The sequence below is a fragment of the Companilactobacillus nuruki genome (assembly GCF_002872255.1).
Classification (GTDB): domain Bacteria; phylum Bacillota; class Bacilli; order Lactobacillales; family Lactobacillaceae; genus Companilactobacillus; species Companilactobacillus nuruki.
On record NZ_NIPR01000004.1, the window covers coordinates 20,117 to 39,365 of the forward strand.

General features: G+C 35.7%; 17 protein-coding genes and 1 tRNA gene. 6 read left to right on the plus strand and 12 right to left on the minus strand.

What is annotated here, in order from left to right; genetic code table 11:
* Window positions 1–45 precede the first annotated feature (45 nt).
* From eno to CBP76_RS01720, 5 genes are all read right to left on the minus strand, one after another.
* Window positions 46–1,347, minus strand: a complete 1,302-nt coding sequence (gene eno / locus CBP76_RS01700; protein WP_102195201.1) for a phosphopyruvate hydratase — start codon at window positions 1,345–1,347, stop codon at window positions 46–48.
* A gap of 84 nt (window positions 1,348–1,431) precedes the next feature.
* Entirely contained in the window at window positions 1,432–2,184 is a 753-nt protein-coding gene (gene tpiA / locus CBP76_RS01705; RefSeq protein ID WP_102195202.1) for a triose-phosphate isomerase, read from the minus strand.
* Window positions 2,185–2,210: 26 nt separating this feature from the next.
* Window positions 2,211–3,425: a phosphoglycerate kinase gene (locus tag CBP76_RS01710; RefSeq protein WP_102195203.1), complete on the minus strand. Its 1,215-nt coding sequence runs from the start codon at window positions 3,423–3,425 to the stop codon at window positions 2,211–2,213.
* Window positions 3,426–3,545: 120 nt separating this feature from the next.
* A complete protein-coding gene (gene gap, locus CBP76_RS01715; RefSeq protein ID WP_102195204.1) occupies window positions 3,546–4,574 on the minus strand; it encodes a type I glyceraldehyde-3-phosphate dehydrogenase in 1,029 nt (342 codons plus the stop codon).
* A gap of 34 nt (window positions 4,575–4,608) precedes the next feature.
* The gene (locus tag CBP76_RS01720) at window positions 4,609–5,655 is read right to left on the minus strand and encodes a sugar-binding transcriptional regulator (RefSeq protein ID WP_102195205.1); all 1,047 of its coding nucleotides are present in this window, start codon (window positions 5,653–5,655) and stop codon (window positions 4,609–4,611) included.
* A gap of 223 nt (window positions 5,656–5,878) precedes the next feature.
* Between CBP76_RS01720 and CBP76_RS01725 the strand changes: the two genes are divergently transcribed.
* Window positions 5,879–5,950: transfer RNA gene (locus tag CBP76_RS01725), tRNA-Arg, on the plus strand.
* 135 nt (window positions 5,951–6,085) lie between these two features.
* Here CBP76_RS01725 and CBP76_RS01730 read toward each other — a convergent pair.
* The 7 genes from CBP76_RS01730 to CBP76_RS01760 are packed head-to-tail and all read right to left on the minus strand — an operon-like array spanning window position 6,086 to window position 12,850.
* Window positions 6,086–6,874, minus strand: a complete 789-nt coding sequence (locus tag CBP76_RS01730; RefSeq protein WP_102195206.1) for an alpha/beta fold hydrolase — start codon at window positions 6,872–6,874, stop codon at window positions 6,086–6,088.
* Between the two features lie 31 nt (window positions 6,875–6,905).
* Window positions 6,906–7,541 carry a malonate decarboxylase holo-ACP synthase gene (locus CBP76_RS01735; RefSeq protein WP_102195207.1) on the minus strand — a complete coding sequence of 212 codons (636 nt, stop codon included), beginning with the start codon at window positions 7,539–7,541 and terminating at the stop codon, window positions 6,906–6,908.
* A complete protein-coding gene (mdcD, locus tag CBP76_RS01740) occupies window positions 7,535–9,196 on the minus strand; it encodes a biotin-independent malonate decarboxylase subunit beta (protein ID WP_102195208.1) in 1,662 nt (553 codons plus the stop codon). The genes CBP76_RS01735 and mdcD overlap by 7 nt, the downstream gene beginning before the upstream one ends.
* On the minus strand, window positions 9,186–9,482 hold the full coding sequence (locus tag CBP76_RS01745; protein ID WP_102195209.1) for a malonate decarboxylase subunit delta: 297 nt from the start codon (window positions 9,480–9,482) through the stop codon (window positions 9,186–9,188). Before CBP76_RS01745 ends, mdcD begins: the two co-directional genes overlap by 11 nt.
* Before the next feature lie 14 nt (window positions 9,483–9,496).
* Window positions 9,497–10,291: a triphosphoribosyl-dephospho-CoA synthase gene (locus CBP76_RS01750; RefSeq protein WP_102195210.1), complete on the minus strand. Its 795-nt coding sequence runs from the start codon at window positions 10,289–10,291 to the stop codon at window positions 9,497–9,499.
* A gap of 3 nt (window positions 10,292–10,294) precedes the next feature.
* Window positions 10,295–11,935 (minus strand): malonate decarboxylase subunit alpha, encoded by a 1,641-nt coding sequence (gene mdcA / locus CBP76_RS01755; protein WP_102195211.1) that lies wholly within the window; start codon window positions 11,933–11,935, stop codon window positions 10,295–10,297.
* 3 nt (window positions 11,936–11,938) lie between these two features.
* Window positions 11,939–12,850, minus strand: coding sequence for an ACP S-malonyltransferase (locus tag CBP76_RS01760; RefSeq protein WP_281258458.1), 912 nt, complete (start codon window positions 12,848–12,850; stop codon window positions 11,939–11,941).
* A gap of 124 nt (window positions 12,851–12,974) precedes the next feature.
* Between CBP76_RS01760 and CBP76_RS01765 the strand changes: the two genes are divergently transcribed.
* From CBP76_RS01765 to CBP76_RS01785, 5 genes are all read left to right on the plus strand, one after another.
* Window positions 12,975–13,850 (plus strand): LysR family transcriptional regulator, encoded by an 876-nt coding sequence (locus CBP76_RS01765; RefSeq protein WP_102195213.1) that lies wholly within the window; start codon window positions 12,975–12,977, stop codon window positions 13,848–13,850.
* A gap of 84 nt (window positions 13,851–13,934) precedes the next feature.
* The gene (locus CBP76_RS01770; protein WP_102195214.1) at window positions 13,935–15,059 is read left to right on the plus strand and encodes an acyltransferase family protein; all 1,125 of its coding nucleotides are present in this window, start codon (window positions 13,935–13,937) and stop codon (window positions 15,057–15,059) included.
* Between the two features lie 101 nt (window positions 15,060–15,160).
* Window positions 15,161–15,748, plus strand: coding sequence for an ATP-dependent Clp protease proteolytic subunit (locus CBP76_RS01775; protein ID WP_102195215.1), 588 nt, complete (start codon window positions 15,161–15,163; stop codon window positions 15,746–15,748).
* Between the two features lie 231 nt (window positions 15,749–15,979).
* A complete protein-coding gene (locus tag CBP76_RS01780) occupies window positions 15,980–17,374 on the plus strand; it encodes a DHA2 family efflux MFS transporter permease subunit (RefSeq protein ID WP_102195216.1) in 1,395 nt (464 codons plus the stop codon).
* Between the two features lie 97 nt (window positions 17,375–17,471).
* Window positions 17,472–19,187 (plus strand): 6-pyruvoyl-tetrahydropterin synthase-related protein, encoded by a 1,716-nt coding sequence (locus tag CBP76_RS01785; protein WP_102195217.1) that lies wholly within the window; start codon window positions 17,472–17,474, stop codon window positions 19,185–19,187.
* The last annotated feature ends 62 nt before the right edge of the window (window positions 19,188–19,249 follow it).

Consider the following 19,249-nt stretch of genomic DNA (forward strand, 5'->3'; position numbering starts at 1 on the left):
AAAAAAACAGCCCTAAGGCTGTTTTAATTAATTACTTATTCGTAATTATTTGTTCAAGTTATAGAAACTCTTGATACCCTTGTATTCTGATTGGTCGCCAAGTTGATCTTCGATTCTCATCAATTGGTTATACTTAGCAATACGGTCTGTACGACTCATTGAACCAGTCTTGATTTGACCTGCGTTTGTAGCAACAACAAGGTCAGCAATTGTTGTATCTTCTGTTTCACCTGAACGATGTGAAACAACAGCTGTAAAGCCAGCTTCTTTAGCCATTTCGATAGCTTCAAATGTTTCTGTAAGTGTACCGATTTGGTTAAGCTTGATAAGGATTGAGTTTGAAACTCCCATTTCAATACCCTTCTTCAAGTAGTCTGTGTTTGTAACGAACAAGTCATCACCAACAAGTTGTACTTTCTTACCAAGTTTAGCAGTAACTTTTTGCCAGTCTTCCCATTCGTTTTCATCGATAGGATCTTCGATTGTAACAACTGGGTACTTTTCAACGATACCATCAAGTAAGTCGATAAATTCGTCTGCTGAAAGAACAGCACCATTTTCGCCTTCACCCTTTAGTTCGTACTTCTTAGTATCAGCATTGTAGAATTCTGATGAAGCACAGTCAAAACCAATAGCAACATCTTCACCAGGTTTGTAACCAGCTTTTTCAATAGCTTCAACCAAAATCTTGAAAGGAGCTTCGTTGTTTTCAAGGTCAGGAGCAAAACCACCTTCATCACCAACAGCTGTGTTCAAGCCACGGCCTTCAAGAACCTTCTTAAGTGATTGGAAAGTTTCTGAACCCATACGTACAGCTTCACGCATTGACTTTGCACCAACAGGCAAGATCATGAATTCTTGGAAATCAACGTTGTTGTCAGCATGCTTACCACCATTGATAACGTTCATCATAGGTGTTGGCAATACATGAGCATTAGGACCACCAAGATATTCGTACAATGGAAGACCTAATTCATCAGCAGCAGCACGTGCAGCAGCAAGTGATACACCAAGAATAGCGTTAGCACCCAAAGTACCTTTGTTAGGTGTACCGTCAAGGTCGATCATTGCTTGGTCAATAGCACGTTGGTCAGTAACATCCATGCCAATAACCTTTTTAGCAATCTTGTCGTTTACGTTAGCAACGGCTTTAAGAACACCCTTACCACCAAAACGTGATTTGTCGCCATCACGCAACTCAACAGCTTCGTGTTCACCAGTTGAAGCACCTGAAGGAACAAGTGCGCGGCCGAAGCCACCTAGTTCAGTATATAGTTCAACTTCAACGGTTGGGTTACCACGTGAATCAAGAACTTCACGGCCTAAAATATCAGTAATTACAGACATATTTTAAAAATCTCCTTTATGATTTTAATACAAACTAATTTTAACCTTTTTACTACTTAAAATAAATAACTTCTATGAAAGTTATTATTTATTAAAGTTAGTCAAAGCGATAAATGATTCTGGATCCATTGATGCACCACCAACAAGTCCACCATCAATATCTTCTTTAGCCATTAATTCTTTAACGTTAGCAGGTTTTACAGAACCACCGTAAAGGATACGTACCTTATCAGCAGTATCTGCATCATACAAACTAGCAATCTTTTCACGGATTACATGAACCATTTCTTGTGCTTGATCAGCAGTAGCAGTTTTACCAGTACCGATAGCCCAGATTGGTTCGTAAGCAATAACAGACTTAGCTAAGTCAGCAGCAGAAATACCTTTAACAGCATTTTCAATTTGACCTGTTACCCAGTCTTCAGCTTTGCCAGCTTCACGTTGTTCTAGAGTTTCACCACAACAAATGATTGGCAATAGATTGTTCTTCAAGATAGCAAGAGCTTTCTTGTTGATGTCTTCATCAGTTTCACCGAAGTATTGTCTTCTTTCTGAGTGACCAATGATTACATAATCAATACCCATTTCTGAAAGTGCTTTAGGACTTGTTTCGCCAGTAAATGCACCAGCATCTTCAAAGTATGAGTTTTCAGCAGCTGTCTTTAGAGGTGTACCTTCTGCACCAGCAACAAGTGTTGTTAGATCAATAGCAGGGGCACCAATAATAGCTTCTACGCCAGATTCTGGCAACTTACCTTTGATTCCGTCTAAAAATTCTTGGGTTTCCTTAGGATTCTTGTTCATCTTCCAGTTACCCGCAATAATAGGTGTACGCATAAATTAATTCTCCTCGTGAAAAATAATTATTTATCTGAAATTGAATCGATACCAGGTAATACTTTACCTTCTAGATATTCTAGAGAAGCACCACCACCAGTTGAGATGTGTGTTAGCTTATCAGCAATACCAAGACTCTTAGCAGCAGCAGTTGAGTCACCACCACCTACGATAGTAATAGCATCTGTTAATTCACCCATAGCACGTCCAACTTCTAATGTACCTTCAGCAAATTTGCTCATTTCAAAGGCACCCATTGGTCCATTCCATACAACAGTCTTTGCACCAGCTAATTTGCTTTGGAACAATTTAACTGTCTTAGGTCCGATATCAAGAGCCATTTCGTCATCAGGGATATCAACACCATCAGTAGTTGTTGCTTCAGCATCATTTGAGAATTCTTTAGCAACAATATGGTCTACAGGAAGAACAAGTTTGTCGCCAGCTTTTTGAAGGAGGTCTTTAGCTAGTTCAACTTTGTCAGCTTCGAATAGTGACTTACCAATCTTGTGTCCTTGGGCAGCTAAGAATGTATAAGCCATACCACCACCGATTAAGATGTGATCTGATTTTGGAATTAAGTTTTCAATAACACCAATCTTATCTGAAACCTTTGCACCACCAAGAATTGTTACAAATGGATGTACAGGATTGTCAACAGCGTTACCTAAGAATTTGATTTCCTTTTCCATTAAGAAACCAGCAGCGACTGGTTTACCAGCAGCTTTCATAGCTGTTGAAATACCAACGTTTGAAGCATGGCTTCTGTGGGCTGTACCGAAAGCATCGTTGATAAATACGTCACCAAGTGATGCCCAGTATTCGCCAAGCTTAGGATCGTTCTTGCTTTCGCGTTTGCCAAAGTCGTTGTCAATATCTTGGAAACGAGTGTTTTCCATCAATAGGATTTCACCGTCTTTAAGATTGTTAACAGCATCTTCAAGTTCTTTACCTTCGTTAGTTGGTACAAACTTAACAGGCATACCGCTTAATTCTTCAAGTTTAGCAGCAACTGGTTTTAATGATAAAGCTTTCTTGTCTTCGTCACTCTTAATACGACCCAAGTGAGATAGCAAGATAACCTTTCCACCATGTTCTGAAACATATTTGATTGTTGGGATTGCACCAACGATACGGTTTGTATCGCCGACAACACCGTCTTTAATAGGAACGTTGAAATCAACACGCATTAAGACTTTTTTGCCTTTTACGTCAACGTCAGAAACAATAAGTTTAGCCATTGTAAATAAATCCTCCAATATTTTCCTTAAAAAAAGGCGGAAGGAGTTATCCTCCCTCCGCCAATTTAAATCACACTAAATTAGGTTTTATCTTAAATTAATTACTAGTTAAATTAAAAATTAGTTTAAGCTAGCAAATTTTTCAAGTGTACGAACCATTTGTGCAGTAAATCCTGATTCGTTATCATACCAAGCAACAGTCTTTACAACTTGAGCGGCACCTGAACCAACAATTTGTGTTTGTGTTGGGTCAAAGATTGAACCAAATGGTGTACCAATAACGTCTGATGATACGATTTGGTCATCGTTGTAACCGAATGAAGGGTTGTTTTCTGTATACTTCTTAACAGCAGCGTTTACTTCGTCAACTGTAACTTCTTTGTCAAGAGTTGCAACTAATTCTGTAACTGAACCTGTAATAACAGGTACACGTTGTGCATGTCCATCAAGCTTACCCTTCAATGCAGGAACAACTAGACCTAGAGCCTTAGCAGCACCAGTTGAATGAGGGATGATGTTTGCAGCAGCAGCACGTGCAGCACGAACATTACCTTTACGTTCTGGACCATCTTGAAGTTTTTGAGTAGCTGTGTAAGCATGGATAGTTGTCATTGTACCAGCTTTAATACCGAATTCTTCGTTTACGGCATTTGCTAGAGGTGCAAGACAGTTTGTTGTACATGAACCAGCTGAAGCGATCTTAACGTCGTTTGTTAGGATGTCATCGTTAACACCGTAAACAACTGTAGGCATGTCACCTGATGGAGCTGAGATCAATACACGTTTTGCACCGGCATCAATATGAGCTTGTGCTTTTTCTGTTGATGTGTAGAAACCAGTACATTCAAGAACGATATCAACACCGTCGTTAGCAACCCATTTAAGGTCTGCAGCGTTCATTTCAGCATATACAGGGATCTTCTTACCGTCAACAACGATAGCTGCATCTTCAGCAGTGATCTTGTCAATTTCGAAGTTACCATGAGCAGTATCATACTTCAATAAGTGAGCAAGCATAGCAGGTGAAGTTAAATCGTTAATTGCAACAACTTCCAAATCTGTCTTGCCAGCTGCTTGAAGTGCAGCGATACGGCGGAATGCCAAACGACCGATACGGCCAAATCCATTAATACCAACTTTTGTAGTCATACAAAAATTCCTCCTTCAGGAAATCAAAAAAATATTATTTTAAAGGGTTATCCCTTAAAATCAACTTTGAGGCACCTTCATCAGTAATTAATATTGTATGATGAGGTGCATTTTTCATATATGATTGAATTGCTCTGGCCTTACTTTGACCACCCGCAATTGCAATCACATATTTTATTTTATCAAGGTCCCGGACATGAAGTCCAATCCTGGGTACCTTATAAACAAGTTTACCACTTTGATCAAAGAAATCACCAAAAGCTTCTGAAACAGCCTTACCATCATCAACAACTTGTTGTTCATGTTTTGAAAGATTTCTTCGGTCTGCCATAACACTTGCAGTTCCAATGCTGTGAATCACAGCACTACTCCTATATATTAAATCAAGAACCGACTTAATAGAAGACTCTTTTTGCAAAGATTCAAAACTTTTTTCACTAATGTCTTCTGGGAGATATAATGCACGGTACTGGCCTTGTGTTTTTAAAGCCATTTCTGCACAAACACTATTTGCCTGAATTGAAACTGATTCACCTACTCCACCACGAGCTGGCAAAAATACCAACTGGCGATTCTTGGATAAATCGGGCGAAAGGTTTCTGGCAACTTGTGCCAAGGTACTACCACCAGTAACCGAAATCATCGATTGGCCACTTGGTAATATCGAACCTAAGAGTTGATTAAGCCTACGACCAAAAGAGTCGATTACCCGATATTGCTTATCAGCATTCCCTGGTAAAACGATACAACGACTAATTCCAAGCTTTTCGCTCAATTTTTTCTCTAAAAGAGCTGTCCCTTGATAATCAGCCAACACTTCGGTCAATCTTACTACTGCAGCATTTCCTGTCCTAGTTAAAGACATTCCAGACTTTGATGAATCAATTAAACCTTGTTTTCTCAACAAATCGGTTTCCGTTCTCAATCCACGTTCAGTAATATTAAGATCATCAGCTAATACTCTGCGCCCAACAGGCTCCATTAATGAGATACTCTGAAGTATTTTAAATCGCTTTTCCAGAGTCTTAATGAAGTCTGGGGCAACTAAATCCAGCAATTCTAAATCTTCATTATTAGTCATTTGATATACTCCATGGGACTAAAGTCGTCCCTGTATGTCTGTTTACGACCCATGTACTCAAAAAATAAAAGCCCAGATGAATAATTCTCATCTCTTAAGCACAACTGTAATTATAAACTCTCTTGTGAAAATTACAAGTGATATACTTACAAAATGTCTAATTCTTTTATTTTTTTTGGCAATTTACTTTTACCCCTTATATGCGATAGAATGAAATAGCAAGGCGCTGTTAGTGTAATGGATCGCACGCAGGATTCCGGTTCCTGAAATACGGGTTCGACTCCCGTATAGCGCATTTTTTGTTTCACAAACTATCAGTTATCGTTGTTGATAAATCAACATTTTAAATTTCATTAGGTAATTAACAGAATATTATTACAAAAAAAGAAGATAATAATTCGGGTTTTTCATCCGATTATTATCTTCTTTTTTACTTTTTTAAATTTCTAAAGATAAAATGACGAAGAGTCTGGTTAAATTCATCTGGAACCTCGGCCATGATATCGTGTCCACAATTTTCTAAACAATACTGTTTAATAAAACTATTCTGTCCAGCTAATTTCTTAGCAAAATTGCAGTTAAAGTATGGGCTTTGCTTGGCAACTACCAAGTCTATCGGGATTTGAGTTTTTAGGAGTACTTTTCGCCAATCCTTTTGAGCATGATCCAATAATAATGGCAAATTAGATATTCTATTAAATGGATATTTGGTTTTGGCCTCATTTAAATCAAAGACTATTCTATTATCTAAACCATTGACCGTCTCATGTGCCTTATCAGGTTCAGATAATTTCTTTTTTAAATTATTAGCATTAAGATTTTCGAATCCATATTTCCAATTTGAATCATTTAGCATTTTGGGTGACTGATCAATTGCCATTAACGCCTTAATATTTTGATAACGACTCAAGTAATCATAACAAATACTAGCTCCCATAGAATGTCCAACCAAAATAGGTTTATCCAAATACAAATAATTAATCAATTCTGATAAATCATCCGTTAAACGATCCATTTGTAGTCCCTTATCAGTTCTCTGCGAATGTCCATGATTTCGATGGTCATAGGTAATTACTTGACAGTTCATTTCAGTTAGGTAATCAACCTGCAATCTCCAAATCTCTTGATAACCTCCAAATCCTTCTACTAATACAACCGGTTGTCCTTGACCATACTTATGATAATCCAACTCAACTTTATCATTTGTTAAGAATTTCATTCTATACTCCTATATAAAAAAGGGTGGAAACTTATCTTTCCACCCTATTCGAATCTATCCAAGGATCATGAACTAAAATTGGTTCTTTTAAAGTTTTCACCATTATCGTTGAACGACTATTAGCATATTCCTCTAATGAAAAGCCATTGTTTCCTTGGATAACCTGCAAATCGGCATGTACACCAAACATATTCAATTTTTTTAGTAAGGCTTGCGCACTGCTTTTACTAATAGGCTTTTCAACTTTCCAGATAAGATCTAGATCACTGGTAACCTTGGCAGTATTAGTTCTTGTAGCCAATTCAAAACCTACACTCCCACTGATACCCCAATTGTATCCTGATAGGATCTTAGAAATACCTGGTAAAGCAGACATTGCTGGTAATTTCTTTCTTTCAGCCCCCAAATCAACCCATGAGCCCTCTCTCACTAGTTGATATGGCGTAATAACTTTTTGAATGGCTGAGGTACTCACATATGTGGCAAATCTTTGCTCTCTTTTAATCCCTCTTATGCCAACCGGAATCCATCCTTCCACAAATGGACTTCGTCTAACTACAACCGTTAAAGACTTTGGAAATATTTCTTGAACCCACTTTGGCTGATCATTATTAATCAATTCCATAGGAGAACTAATTTGTATTAAATCATGTGTTTCTATTACCATTGTTCATCAACTAATTGACGCACTTGCAAAGTTGCTTTGCGACCACTGGTTTTAGCAATGGGAGTCTCATAGCGGAAATGTAAATTAGCAGGTTGGTCAACAGTACTTTGAATAGCTTCATCAATAATATTATTGATCTTTTCGACGTTTTCTGATGTTGCTTCCCAAGAACCGATTCCTTTAACTAATTTATACAAAGCACCCAGTTTTTCGTAATTATCAATATCATATGCCATAGCCGGAACATGCTTTGTTGCTTCTTCTAATTCAGCAATTGTACGTTGCGTAATACGAGCTGCACTGGCCTTTGACATAGCTTGAATAGTAATTGATGTATCATCAAGCGCAATTAAACGATTCGATTGTAAACCATGTGCTAAGAACCCTCCTGATACAGCATCCCCAGGAATAAAGGCGATGACTGGATGACCTGCCTGTCTAGCTTTGGCATATGCTGCTGCACTAGAACCAAGAGCCACATGAATCCCAATCAATTCTTCTTGATAACCATAGGCTTGACTAGGTACATCAACAACTAAAATAATTGGACGCTTATTTGTTTTATCTTTGTCTTCAGCAACAATCTTATTGACAATACTTGCCACCGCAAAGCCCTCTTGTAGACCAACTTCACCATTTCTAACTCTTGGATAAGCATTATCCGCATCTGGCACAATAGCAATGTATTCTTTACCATTCTTTTGAGCATGCAATACTGTTGGAACTGAACTAGTAGCTTTTTCTATTCCAGTTAATTTTTCAAACCAGAGACGACCGCGGCTCTTAGTACCCTCCTTAGAACCTGAAACCGCTTCGGTTATTTCATGTTTAGTAGTCTCAACGGTTCCATATAACTTGTCATAAGACGATATATCTAACTTCTTGGATAAATCTAATTTATCCAAAAGACTTAGATAGAAATCAGCATTCTCTGTTCGATGGGCATCTTTTTTAGTTTCTATTTCCTTAATAACGGCCGCTTTAATTTCGTCAACTGTATCATCAACAACCTCATCAACTATACCTGTTTTTGCTCTTTGTTTAGTGCCTAAGGTGTTCCAAATCAAATTCTTGTCACTTGAATCAAACTCTCTAACGCCTGCTTCTTGTTCGATAACCTCAGGACCATTCAAACCAATTCTAGCCTTGTTTGTTGTAATTAAATAAGAAAGAATTGAGGCAGTAATTGACATCCCACCAAATGAACCAACACGTCCGGGAATAAGTCCAATAACTGGGACATACTTTTTCAAAGCAATTACTACATTTTGAATTTCAGAAATTGATAGTAATCCATAATTAGCTTCCTGTAGACGGACACCACCAGTATCTAAAATAATAATTGGATAGATAGTTTTACCATTTTGGTTATCGGCTAAAGCCTTCTCTAAGGCTGCTACAACTTTAGCACCACTGACTTCACCAATACCGCCGCCTTGAAATTTTCCTTCGATTGAAACTACTAAAACATTTTTTTGTGAGATTGTTCCTTTCATCAAAACAATTCCATCATCACTTTCTGGAACAATATTTTGAGGTTCCAAATGTGGTGAGATCATATTATCAAGTGGTCCCACTAATTCTCTAGCGGAATCAGCATCTAATAATGAAAGAGCACGTTCACGTGCATGCAATTCAACAAAGCTATTTTTCATCTTCCAGTTCCTCCAATGCTTGAGTTAAACGAAGATTAACAACGCCCGGAGTTGAACCAAAGTCGTTGATCTCAATATTTGCTTGAATAGGATATCTATCAAAAAATCGTTTCAAGACATTCTCCCAAACCTCTTTAAATCCATCACTACCAGTTATGATATTAACTTCTGTTTGTTTATCTGTTGGTCTAAGAATAACTTCAAGATCACCAGATGCAACAACGCCTACATGAACTGGTTTAGAAATTGCATCTTTTGTGTCGAAATTAAAATGTAGTTTTTCCATTTCTGTCTCCATTTCTAATTCAATTGTTTTAAAAAATAACTTGCGGCAAATAAATCAGCACAACCACCAGGAGAAATATTATATTCTCTTGTAAAATTTTGTAATTTAATAAATTCTGGATTATCAATTACCTTCACCGAATTGGTTACAATTTTGGAGGATAATTTTTGAAAGTCATATAAAGTCTGTAAATTACTACGATACACAATGTTTGTATCGTTAACATTGGCATATAAAATTAATAGCCGTCTTAGCCAAGTATCAAAATCATCCTTTTGTGGTTGATAAGCCATGGCCAATGAAATATTAGGAAAACCATTTTGTGCCTCACCTTTAGCTCCATTTATAGAATATTTTTGATGAGTCACCATTCCATGTGTCAATTGACCATCAGGAACAAACTTATCCGGTAATCTCGATAGCCTTTTAGCTCCCAATAAAATTGTTTCCATATCTAATGTTTGCTGACTACTGATAACACTGATTAATAATCCTAAACTCCAAATAGCTCCCTTATGAGTATTAATACCATCGGTGGCCTTAAACATATCTTGTTCAGTTAAACGGCCAATATGACCAATCATTTCACGCAATTCTAAATCAATTGGATGATGATAAGATATTCTTGCCATATCCTCAAAACCATTCAATAAACTATCGGCTGACTTATAAAATAATTCAATATCCATATCGCTATGTGAGCCATTAGAAACTGCATCAACTAATCCAGGTTTAGGTGAAAAACTCACTTCCCACTTCAATGCCTTAATGCCCTGCTGAGCTAATTGCAAAAATTTTGTTTCAATCATTAATTATGACCAACTTCTGAATTTTGCAGGTGGATTATATAATCCATCTGACCATTTAACTAAGTCATCCATATTTTGAGCAGCCAATAATGAACGTTTGGCTTCACTACGATGAACGCCCAAATCTTCTGGCAATGCAACAATCCCTCTAGCACGAAGATCAGCTAATTGTTTAGAATCACTTCTCAAACCAACAGGAGTTACGCCCGCAATCGCTTCAATTGCTGCTTTTCTTTCAGCCATACTATCAGTCTTATAAAGATAGGCAATTCCCTCTTCAGTCACAATATGCGTTGTATCTTCGCTGTATATCATAATTGGTACATTGGCTAACTTAGCTTCCTTTTGAACCTCTTCGGCATCCAAATGATCAACAAACACTGGCTTTTTATTTGATCCAAATGTTTCAACCATTTGTACAACTAATTTTTGTCCTTTACCAAGTGGATCATCATCAGGACGAAGGCTTTGCCAAGCTGGTGTTGAATGACGGCGACCAGTTGGATTACTTCCCATATTAGGTGCACCACCAAAGCCTGAAAGACGACCATTGGTTACAGTTGATGAATTTCCATATTGATCGATCTGCAGGGTTGAACCAACAAACATGTCAAGTGCATATTGACCAGCCATTTGGCCAAAAGCACGGTTAGAACGCATTGTTCCATCTTTCCCAACAAAGAAAATATCCGGACGATGAGCAATATAGTTTTCCATGCCGACTTCTCCACCAAAACTGTGGATTGTTTTGACCCAACCGCTCTCAATTGCTGGAATCAAAGTTGGCGTTGGATTAACTTCCCAATTAGGAACGATCTTTCCTTTAAGACCTAATTGTTCTCCATAAGTTGGCAACAACAATTCAATTGCTGCTGTATTAAAGCCAACCCCATGATTAACAGTTTGAACATTATGTTTTTCATAGATACCACGAATTGCCATCATACCCATCAAAATTTGTAATTCTGTAACATTTTGAGGATCACGAGTGAATAACGGCTCAAGTTGATAAGGTTCATCAGCAGGTACAACTACATCGACCCAATCTCCTGGAATATCAACTCTAGGAACTTTATCAACTATTTCGTTTGCTTGAACAATGACAATTCCATCCTTAAAAGCTGCTGACTCCACAATAACTGGAGTCTCTTCAGTATTAGCACCAGTATAAAGATTTCCATCATGATCAACTTTATCTGCTGCTACTAGGACAACATTAGGAATCAAGTCAACATATAGACGTGCGTACAATTCCAAATAAGTATGAATATCGCCAACTTGCATTGTTCCATCGGCAATCATTTGAGAAATTCTTGTACTCTGTGGACCAGCAAATGAAAAGTCTAATTTCTTTGCAATTCCAGTTTCAAAAATATCCAAATGCTCAGGACGGGAAACACTTGACATGATCATATGTAAATCATGTACTTTTTCAGGATCAACTGAAGCTAACGTTTGCGAAAGAAAACTTGCTTGTTTTTGATTATCTCCTTCCAAAACGACTCGGTCGCCCGAATTAATAACACTTTCTAATAATTCTTTAGCATTTTCTGTTTTAACGAACTTACCATCTAAGATAGATGAAATACTTGCTAATTTAGCAGTTTTTGCATCACGATTTTGAGTCCAACTTCTTTTAGCCATCGATTATCCTCTTTTCCATTTGTTTAACAAAAATTCAATATCATCCAGATTCATATTATTCATAGTAATGGTTCTAAAATCTGAAAATTTACTTTTAACTAATCTAGTGAAAGTCTGACCTGGTTGTAATTCTAATGACGTATCAATTCCCATTTCCTTGGCTACATCCATCATTGTGTCCCAATAAACTGGATGAACTAAATTATTAATCATGTCATATTTGATACCAGCGGATTTTCTGACTGCGTGACCATTGTAATTAGCTAAATATATGCAGTTGGGATCGTTTATCAAAACATCAGCCAACGCTTTCTCTAACACATCTGCTACTGATTGCATCAATGGGGAGTGCGATGGAACTGGTACCTTTAATAAAACTGCTTTTTGAGCACCATTACTTTTTGCCAAATCCAAAACTTTATTTATTCCTACAATAGATCCTGAGATAACTGTTTGTAATTCAGAATTCTGATTTGAGGTAAAAACGGGCTGAGTTTCTTCATTAATCTTTTTAACTAAGGTATTAACTTCTCTTCTAGTTAAGCCGACAATTGCTCCCATGCCATAACCTGTTGGATATGATTCTTGCATTTTTTCAGAACGTAAATAAACTATTTTAATTGCATCATCCTCGTCAATTGAACCACTAGCGACACCAGCAGCAAAGATTCCTAACGAATGACCTGCCACAGCATCAGGCTTAAAGCCCCTTTGTTTTAACTGACGAATATTAAATAACTGTAAAATTAGGATTCCCAATTGAATCTGAACTGAATCTTGATACGCTTTATCATTATCAGTTAATTCAATCCCAGTTAGATCTTTAACTTTTTGAAATAATTCAGCAGGAACGTCTTTTAACATTCGGCTTTTTTGACCACCCTGACCGGGAAAAATCCATAAAGTTTTAATAATTAATCACCCCCATCAAAATCCTTTCCATTGATCTCACGGACTTAGTATAAGAAACCTTTCATAACATGTATAATATATAAAAGTCATAATACTTAACCATTTGGTTATATAAGAGGTGAAGAATATGAATATCAATCAATTAAAATACTTCGTAGTTGTTGCTAATCAAGAAAGTATTACAAAGGCATCAAATATCCTTTATGTATCCCAGCCTGCTGTTAGCAAAATGATTAAACAATTAGAGGATGAATTGAATACTAAACTTTTCGATCGTACTGGCCGAACTTTGAAATTAAATCGAGCCGGAAAACTATTTTATAGTTATGTCAACGACAGTCTTGAAGAATTGGATCGTGGTATTAATGCTATCAAGGGTGGCCCTGATAAAACTGAACAACCAATTTCTATTCTGATGGAGGTTGCATCACCTTTTATTCCGACAATCGTTACCAATATTAAAGAAAAATTCCCTAATGTTAGGCTGACTATTGCACAACATAACGTTAGGGAAACTGACTTCAAACAATTTGATTTTATCATCACTACACATCCTTTACAGGGATTGACTAATGTTCCTGTTTTAAAGGAGGAAATCTTTGTTGGTTGGAACATTAACTACGGTTATAGCAAACAATTCATTGATCCTGAAGACTTAAGAGGTGAAAAATTAATTGGATTATCTAAAACAAATCCACTTCGAATTACAATTGATAAATATTTTGATAAAAGAGATATTACCTTAGATTACATGTACGAAGCCGATGATCCGGCTACTATTCGTGGTTTAATTGAAGCAGGTGTTGGATTAAGTTTTATACCTTCAGTAACCTGGCAAACTATCCAACAAAAAGTTCAATTAGCACGTCTTACACCAACCCCATTACAAAGAACTATTTATCTTAGTTCCCCTTACAAAAATCTTAACGGTATTCAAAGAGAAATTAGTAACGAACTAATTTTGATATTCTTAAAATTTCAAAAATCTGAATTAAAAATTTAGTTGCTTTTTATTTTGGATGAGCATATATTGACCATAAGCGTTTCCTTTTGTTGATCTCACAATCTTTCAAAAGGAGATTATCAAATGAATAGAAAAACAGACATTACAAGTCCAGCTGATATAGGTGACTATATGAAGGTTTTTGCTTGTACTGCCGTTATGATGCAGACCGTGCTTAGTTTAGTTTTATCGACCAATCCTAGTTTTAATTATCAAACTCCTATTGGGATTATTTATAACCTAGTAAAATTCACTGCTCCAGCCTTTATTTTTGGTATTTTATATACAACGACTAGAACAACGAATCAAAACACATGGAGTGACTATGGTGGATATATGCGTAAACAGTGGTCTGCTCTTTTTGTACCCACAATCTGGTGGACTCTGGCTTATCTATTAATTTTTCCAAATGTCCAACAAGTTAACAAATTTAATGATCTAAGCTCATTTTGTTGGCATTTTATTAATGGTAATGCTGCGCCGCATTTGTGGTACAACACAATGATGCTGCAATTTATTATCCTCATGCCATTCTTTTGGGCCTTAGCACACCGGATCAAGGGTAATTTTAACCGTGCAATTATTATAATTGCTTTAACTGTTATTATATTCGGGGCCTGGCTTTACTTATACGATACCCAAGTTTTTCATGGCTCACATGAACAGAGCTGGTACTTATTAGATAGAATCTTCATCAGTTTTGTAATCTATGGAATTTTTGGTGTTTTAGCTTGGATGTTTCGTGATAAATTTGAAACCTTTATTAAAAAAGCACTTCCATTTTTAATAGTTATTTTTTTAGCTGTTTTTTATTGGACCAATAAGGAACTTTTCGGTTACGGATATCCTGTTAAATTGATTAATGCCCCCTACTATAAACCTTCAATGACAATTTATGCCTTAACAGTTATTTTCTTAATAGCTGCTCTAGCAATTCATCACATTAATAATAATTCCAGTGCCTTACCAATATTTCATTTTTTGGCTACTTATGCTTATCGAGCTTATTTGTCTAATGTTTTCTGGTTACAAATTATTTGGCGGTTAGGTGGTAAAAATCTATCAGCTATCAATCCTATTCTAGCCCTTATTATTTGCTATCTTTTAACTTGGGTATTATCATTTGCTTCTGCATATAGTTTTCATATTATCTGGTCAAAAACAAAATCTTTATTTAAAGATTCACATGTTAGAGAACCAATTGAATAAATATTTTTATTTTTAAGCTTTGTTTGTTGACCCCATACTGATATTATGCTAAATTAGCACTGTGCTATTAAGAGTGCTAATTAAAAACAGGAGGCATTTTAATGTTAGTTCCTACAGTTGTTGAACAAAGTTCTCGTGGCGAACGTGCCTACGATATTTACTCAAGATTATTAAAAGATAGAATCATCATGTTATCTGGTGAGGTTAATAGCCAAATGGCTAATACAGTCATCGCCGAATTGTTATTCCTTGATGCTCAAGATTCAGATAAGGATATTTCCATGTATATCAACTCCCCTGGTGGCTCAGTTACTGATGGATTAGCTATCATGGATACAATGAATTTCGTTAAGTCTGATGTTCAAACAATCGCTACAGGTATGGCTGCTTCAATGGCCAGTGTACTTTTGTCATCAGGTACTAAGGGCAAACGTTTTGCTTTACCTAATTCAACCGTCCTAATTCACCAACCACTTGGTGGTGCTCAAGGTCAACAAACAGAAATTGAAATCGCTGCTCGTGAAATTTTGAAGACCAGAGAAAGATTGAACCATATTTTGGCTGATAATTCAGGTCAAACATTCGAAAAACTTCAAAAGGATACTGATCGTGATAACTACATGACCGCTCAAGAAGCTAAGGATTATGGTTTGATTGACGAAATCATGACAAATAAAGGTGACAAGTAAATAGCGGAAAGTACGCTTGGCTTGAACGAATTAAAATAGAAGCTAGTAATCGTCCATTGATTACTAGCTTTTTTTATTTGGTAAAATTTATCTATACTTATATTACTTTGGACTTTATTGAAGACAATAGGTACTTTGAAAGCGCTATATATCAAGCAATACGGTAGACACCTTTCTGATTTTAGGCTATCCTTAAATTGTTATTAGACTAAACAAAAGAAGGGATATTTTATGAATAAAGGTGAAATTCAAAATAGCTTAGTTCGTAAGTTATTTATCATAACCTTACTTTCAGGAACATTTACAATGTCGATTAGTCAGTCTTCTCTTTCAACTGCTTATCCTACATTGATGCGATTCTTTGGCGTTACCGCACCAACAATTCAATGGCTGACAACTGGATTTATGCTAATAATGTGTATAATGATGCCAATTAGTCCTTGGCTACTAAACAACTTTTCATTTAAGAAAATCTTTTTAAGTGTAGTAGCAATATTTGCTATTGGAACTCTTGTTATTATCATTGCTCCTAATTTTCCATTAGCTATGTTTGGAAGAGCGCTTGAAGCAATCGGTGTAGGAATATTATTTCCTTCATTCCAATCCGTTTTAATGACCATCACTCCCGAACAAAATCGTGGTGCTACCATGGGATATGCTGGTCTGGTGATGGGATCGGCTTTAGCTTCCGGACCTATAATTTCTGGTATTGTTTTAAATTTTGTTCAGTGGCAAGGATTATTTGTGATCTTCTTAATCATTATGATTATTATCTTTATCAGTGGTTCGATAAACATCAAAGACGTTATGCCACGAAACAAGACTACTTTAGATCTTATCTCAACTATTTATCTTTTAGGATTAATTGGATTATTATATGTTGTAAATCAAGCCGGTGCTACTAGAAGTTTTGGTGGTAATCTAATTATTCTCTTAATTATTAGTATTATTTTTACGTTTTTATTTATCCATCGTCAATTAACAAAAAAGCAGCCTTTACTAGATTTAAAAGTAATGAAAAATTTCAACTTCGACTTAGCGGTCTTATTAACCGGCTTTTCATATATCTCATTGATTGTTGTAACAATTATTTACCCACTCTACTATCAAAACATTCTACATTCATCAATTTTAATTTCCGGATTAGCTTTAGTCCCTCCAGCTATAGTTTTAAGTATTTTAAATCCTTTGACGGGTAAATTAGCCGACAGAATTGGCTTTAAATCAACACTGCTAATCGGAATGACAATGATAGTTATTGGCTGGTTCTTATTATTCATTATTCACGCTAAACTATCGATCTGGCCAATGATTTTAATTGCTACTCTAATTGAAGGAGGCAATGCCTTCGTGATGATGCCAGCAACGACACTAGGTGGAAATTCTTTATCTGAAGAATTGATTCCCCATGGTACAGCGATTATTACCACAGTTCGTCAACTTCTGGGTTCTCTAGGAGTTAGCTTAGCAACTTTAATTTTAGTAACCACCAATCAAAATCATCATTTGCCTGCTAACAGTGGTTTAATTGGTTATCAAAGAGTTTTTGGGTTCTTTTTCCTTATGGCAATTATTGGTTTATTATTTGCTCTATTAATTAAAAATAATAAAAAAGTTCCTCAATAAAATTTATTAGAAGCCTATTGCTTTGATAGGCTTTTTTTGTTGCCCTTAAATGACGTATAATTAAATTCTGAGCTATCTATCATATAGGGGTGAAACTTTGAACTCAAAAGAAAAATCTAAAATCATAAATATATTATCAATAACTTTGTTCTTCTTAATGTTACTGATCTGGACCCTATGGCAATTTCATTTTAATTATATGGTTTCAATGTATGATACATTTTTTCATACTCAACGTATCTATGAAATTCGTTTAGCATTTTTACAACACACACTTCCTAGTTGGGTCAACTTCAATACCTTTTTCAACACTGGTCAGGCCATTAATGGTATGTATCCTGATTTCACCTTATGGCCTTTAGTCCTTATTACCAATTTTTTAACGCCAATTCATCAAATAATTGCTATTCGTTCGTTGGTCTTTGGATTAACATTTATCGTTTCATTTTTATCATTAAACAAACGTTTTGATACTCAAAATGCTATTCTAGCTGCTACTATCTTTACATTATCAGGTTCGGCTATCAAAGATTTAACTAATGAAATGCAAACTGGTTCAGCTATCGTCATGATTTTTGCTTTCCCACTTTTATTCACATTTAAAGAGGCCGTTGAAAGTAAAAAAATTGATTATAAATTAATTATCAAAACAGCTTTATTGATGACCATTGTAATTAATTCTCATCTACTTAGTGCAGTTGTTATAGCTATGGTTACTGGAATCTTTCTAATTATTGAAACAATCTTAAAAAAGAATTATTCCGCTTGGATCAATCTTTTAGGTGCGGCACTTTTGACAGTAATTCTTTGTTTACCTGTTATTTATCGAATTTTAAAAATATCTAAATCGGGTCTCTTAGCTCCATTTGGAAAAGGAACTGTCGTCAGTGATTCCCTGTTTGCTCTTTTTAGTACTACCACTTGGAACGGAAAATCAACAATTTCTATTGCTTCAATTATTCTGTTATTGATTGCAATAATTGGATTCAATAAATCAAAATTAAGGCAATTAATTCCTTGGCTTTCTATCGAATTAGTTTTGATACTTTTTTGTACTAATATTGTACCTTGGAATTTACTAGAACATTTGCCTATCTTAAATACCTTTCAAGTCGCTAATTGGCGGTTTGCACCATTTTTGGGAATGATTCCTTTAATTTTAATATTAGTTAATTTCAATCAAAAATATACCCGGATAATTCTTTTATCAATGGTCGTAATATCTTATTTAATGGCAATTAGAACCGCCTACGTTGCTCAATATAAATTTAAAGTTACCCCACAATTGGTTACCGCAACTACCACTGAACAGGTGCCTATGAATGCCACGGTTAAATTAACTTCATCAGGTATCAACAGCAATAAGTTAGCTCGTACATTAATACCTGATTATGCTCCAAATAGTGTACCTTTAGAAAAAAATACCAATGGTGCCAGTCTTGATTCTCAATTGATCTACTTAATTTCTAATCACCTAGCAACTACAAAACAACGTGATATTGCTTTGAGTCATCAAAGTAATATTAATAGCGTTACTTTCAAAGCGAAAAATGTTCCCAAAGGAAGTATTTCGCTTCCTGTATTTGGTTATAGAACTTTAATTTATCACATATATCTAAATAATCATCGTATTAAAGGAACCTTGAATCCTTATGGTTTTATTACTGTTTATTCCAAAAAAGATTTAAAAAATGCTACTTATAAGGTAGAGCAAGTACAACCTAAACTTTATCGTCCTTTAATTTTGATTTCATTTATACTTTATGTCAGTCTTTTAGGGATACTTATTGCACCGATTTTCAAGAAAAAATAGTATAAGAATAAAGCTATATCGACTTAAATTCAGTCAATATAGCTTTATTTTTATACACATTT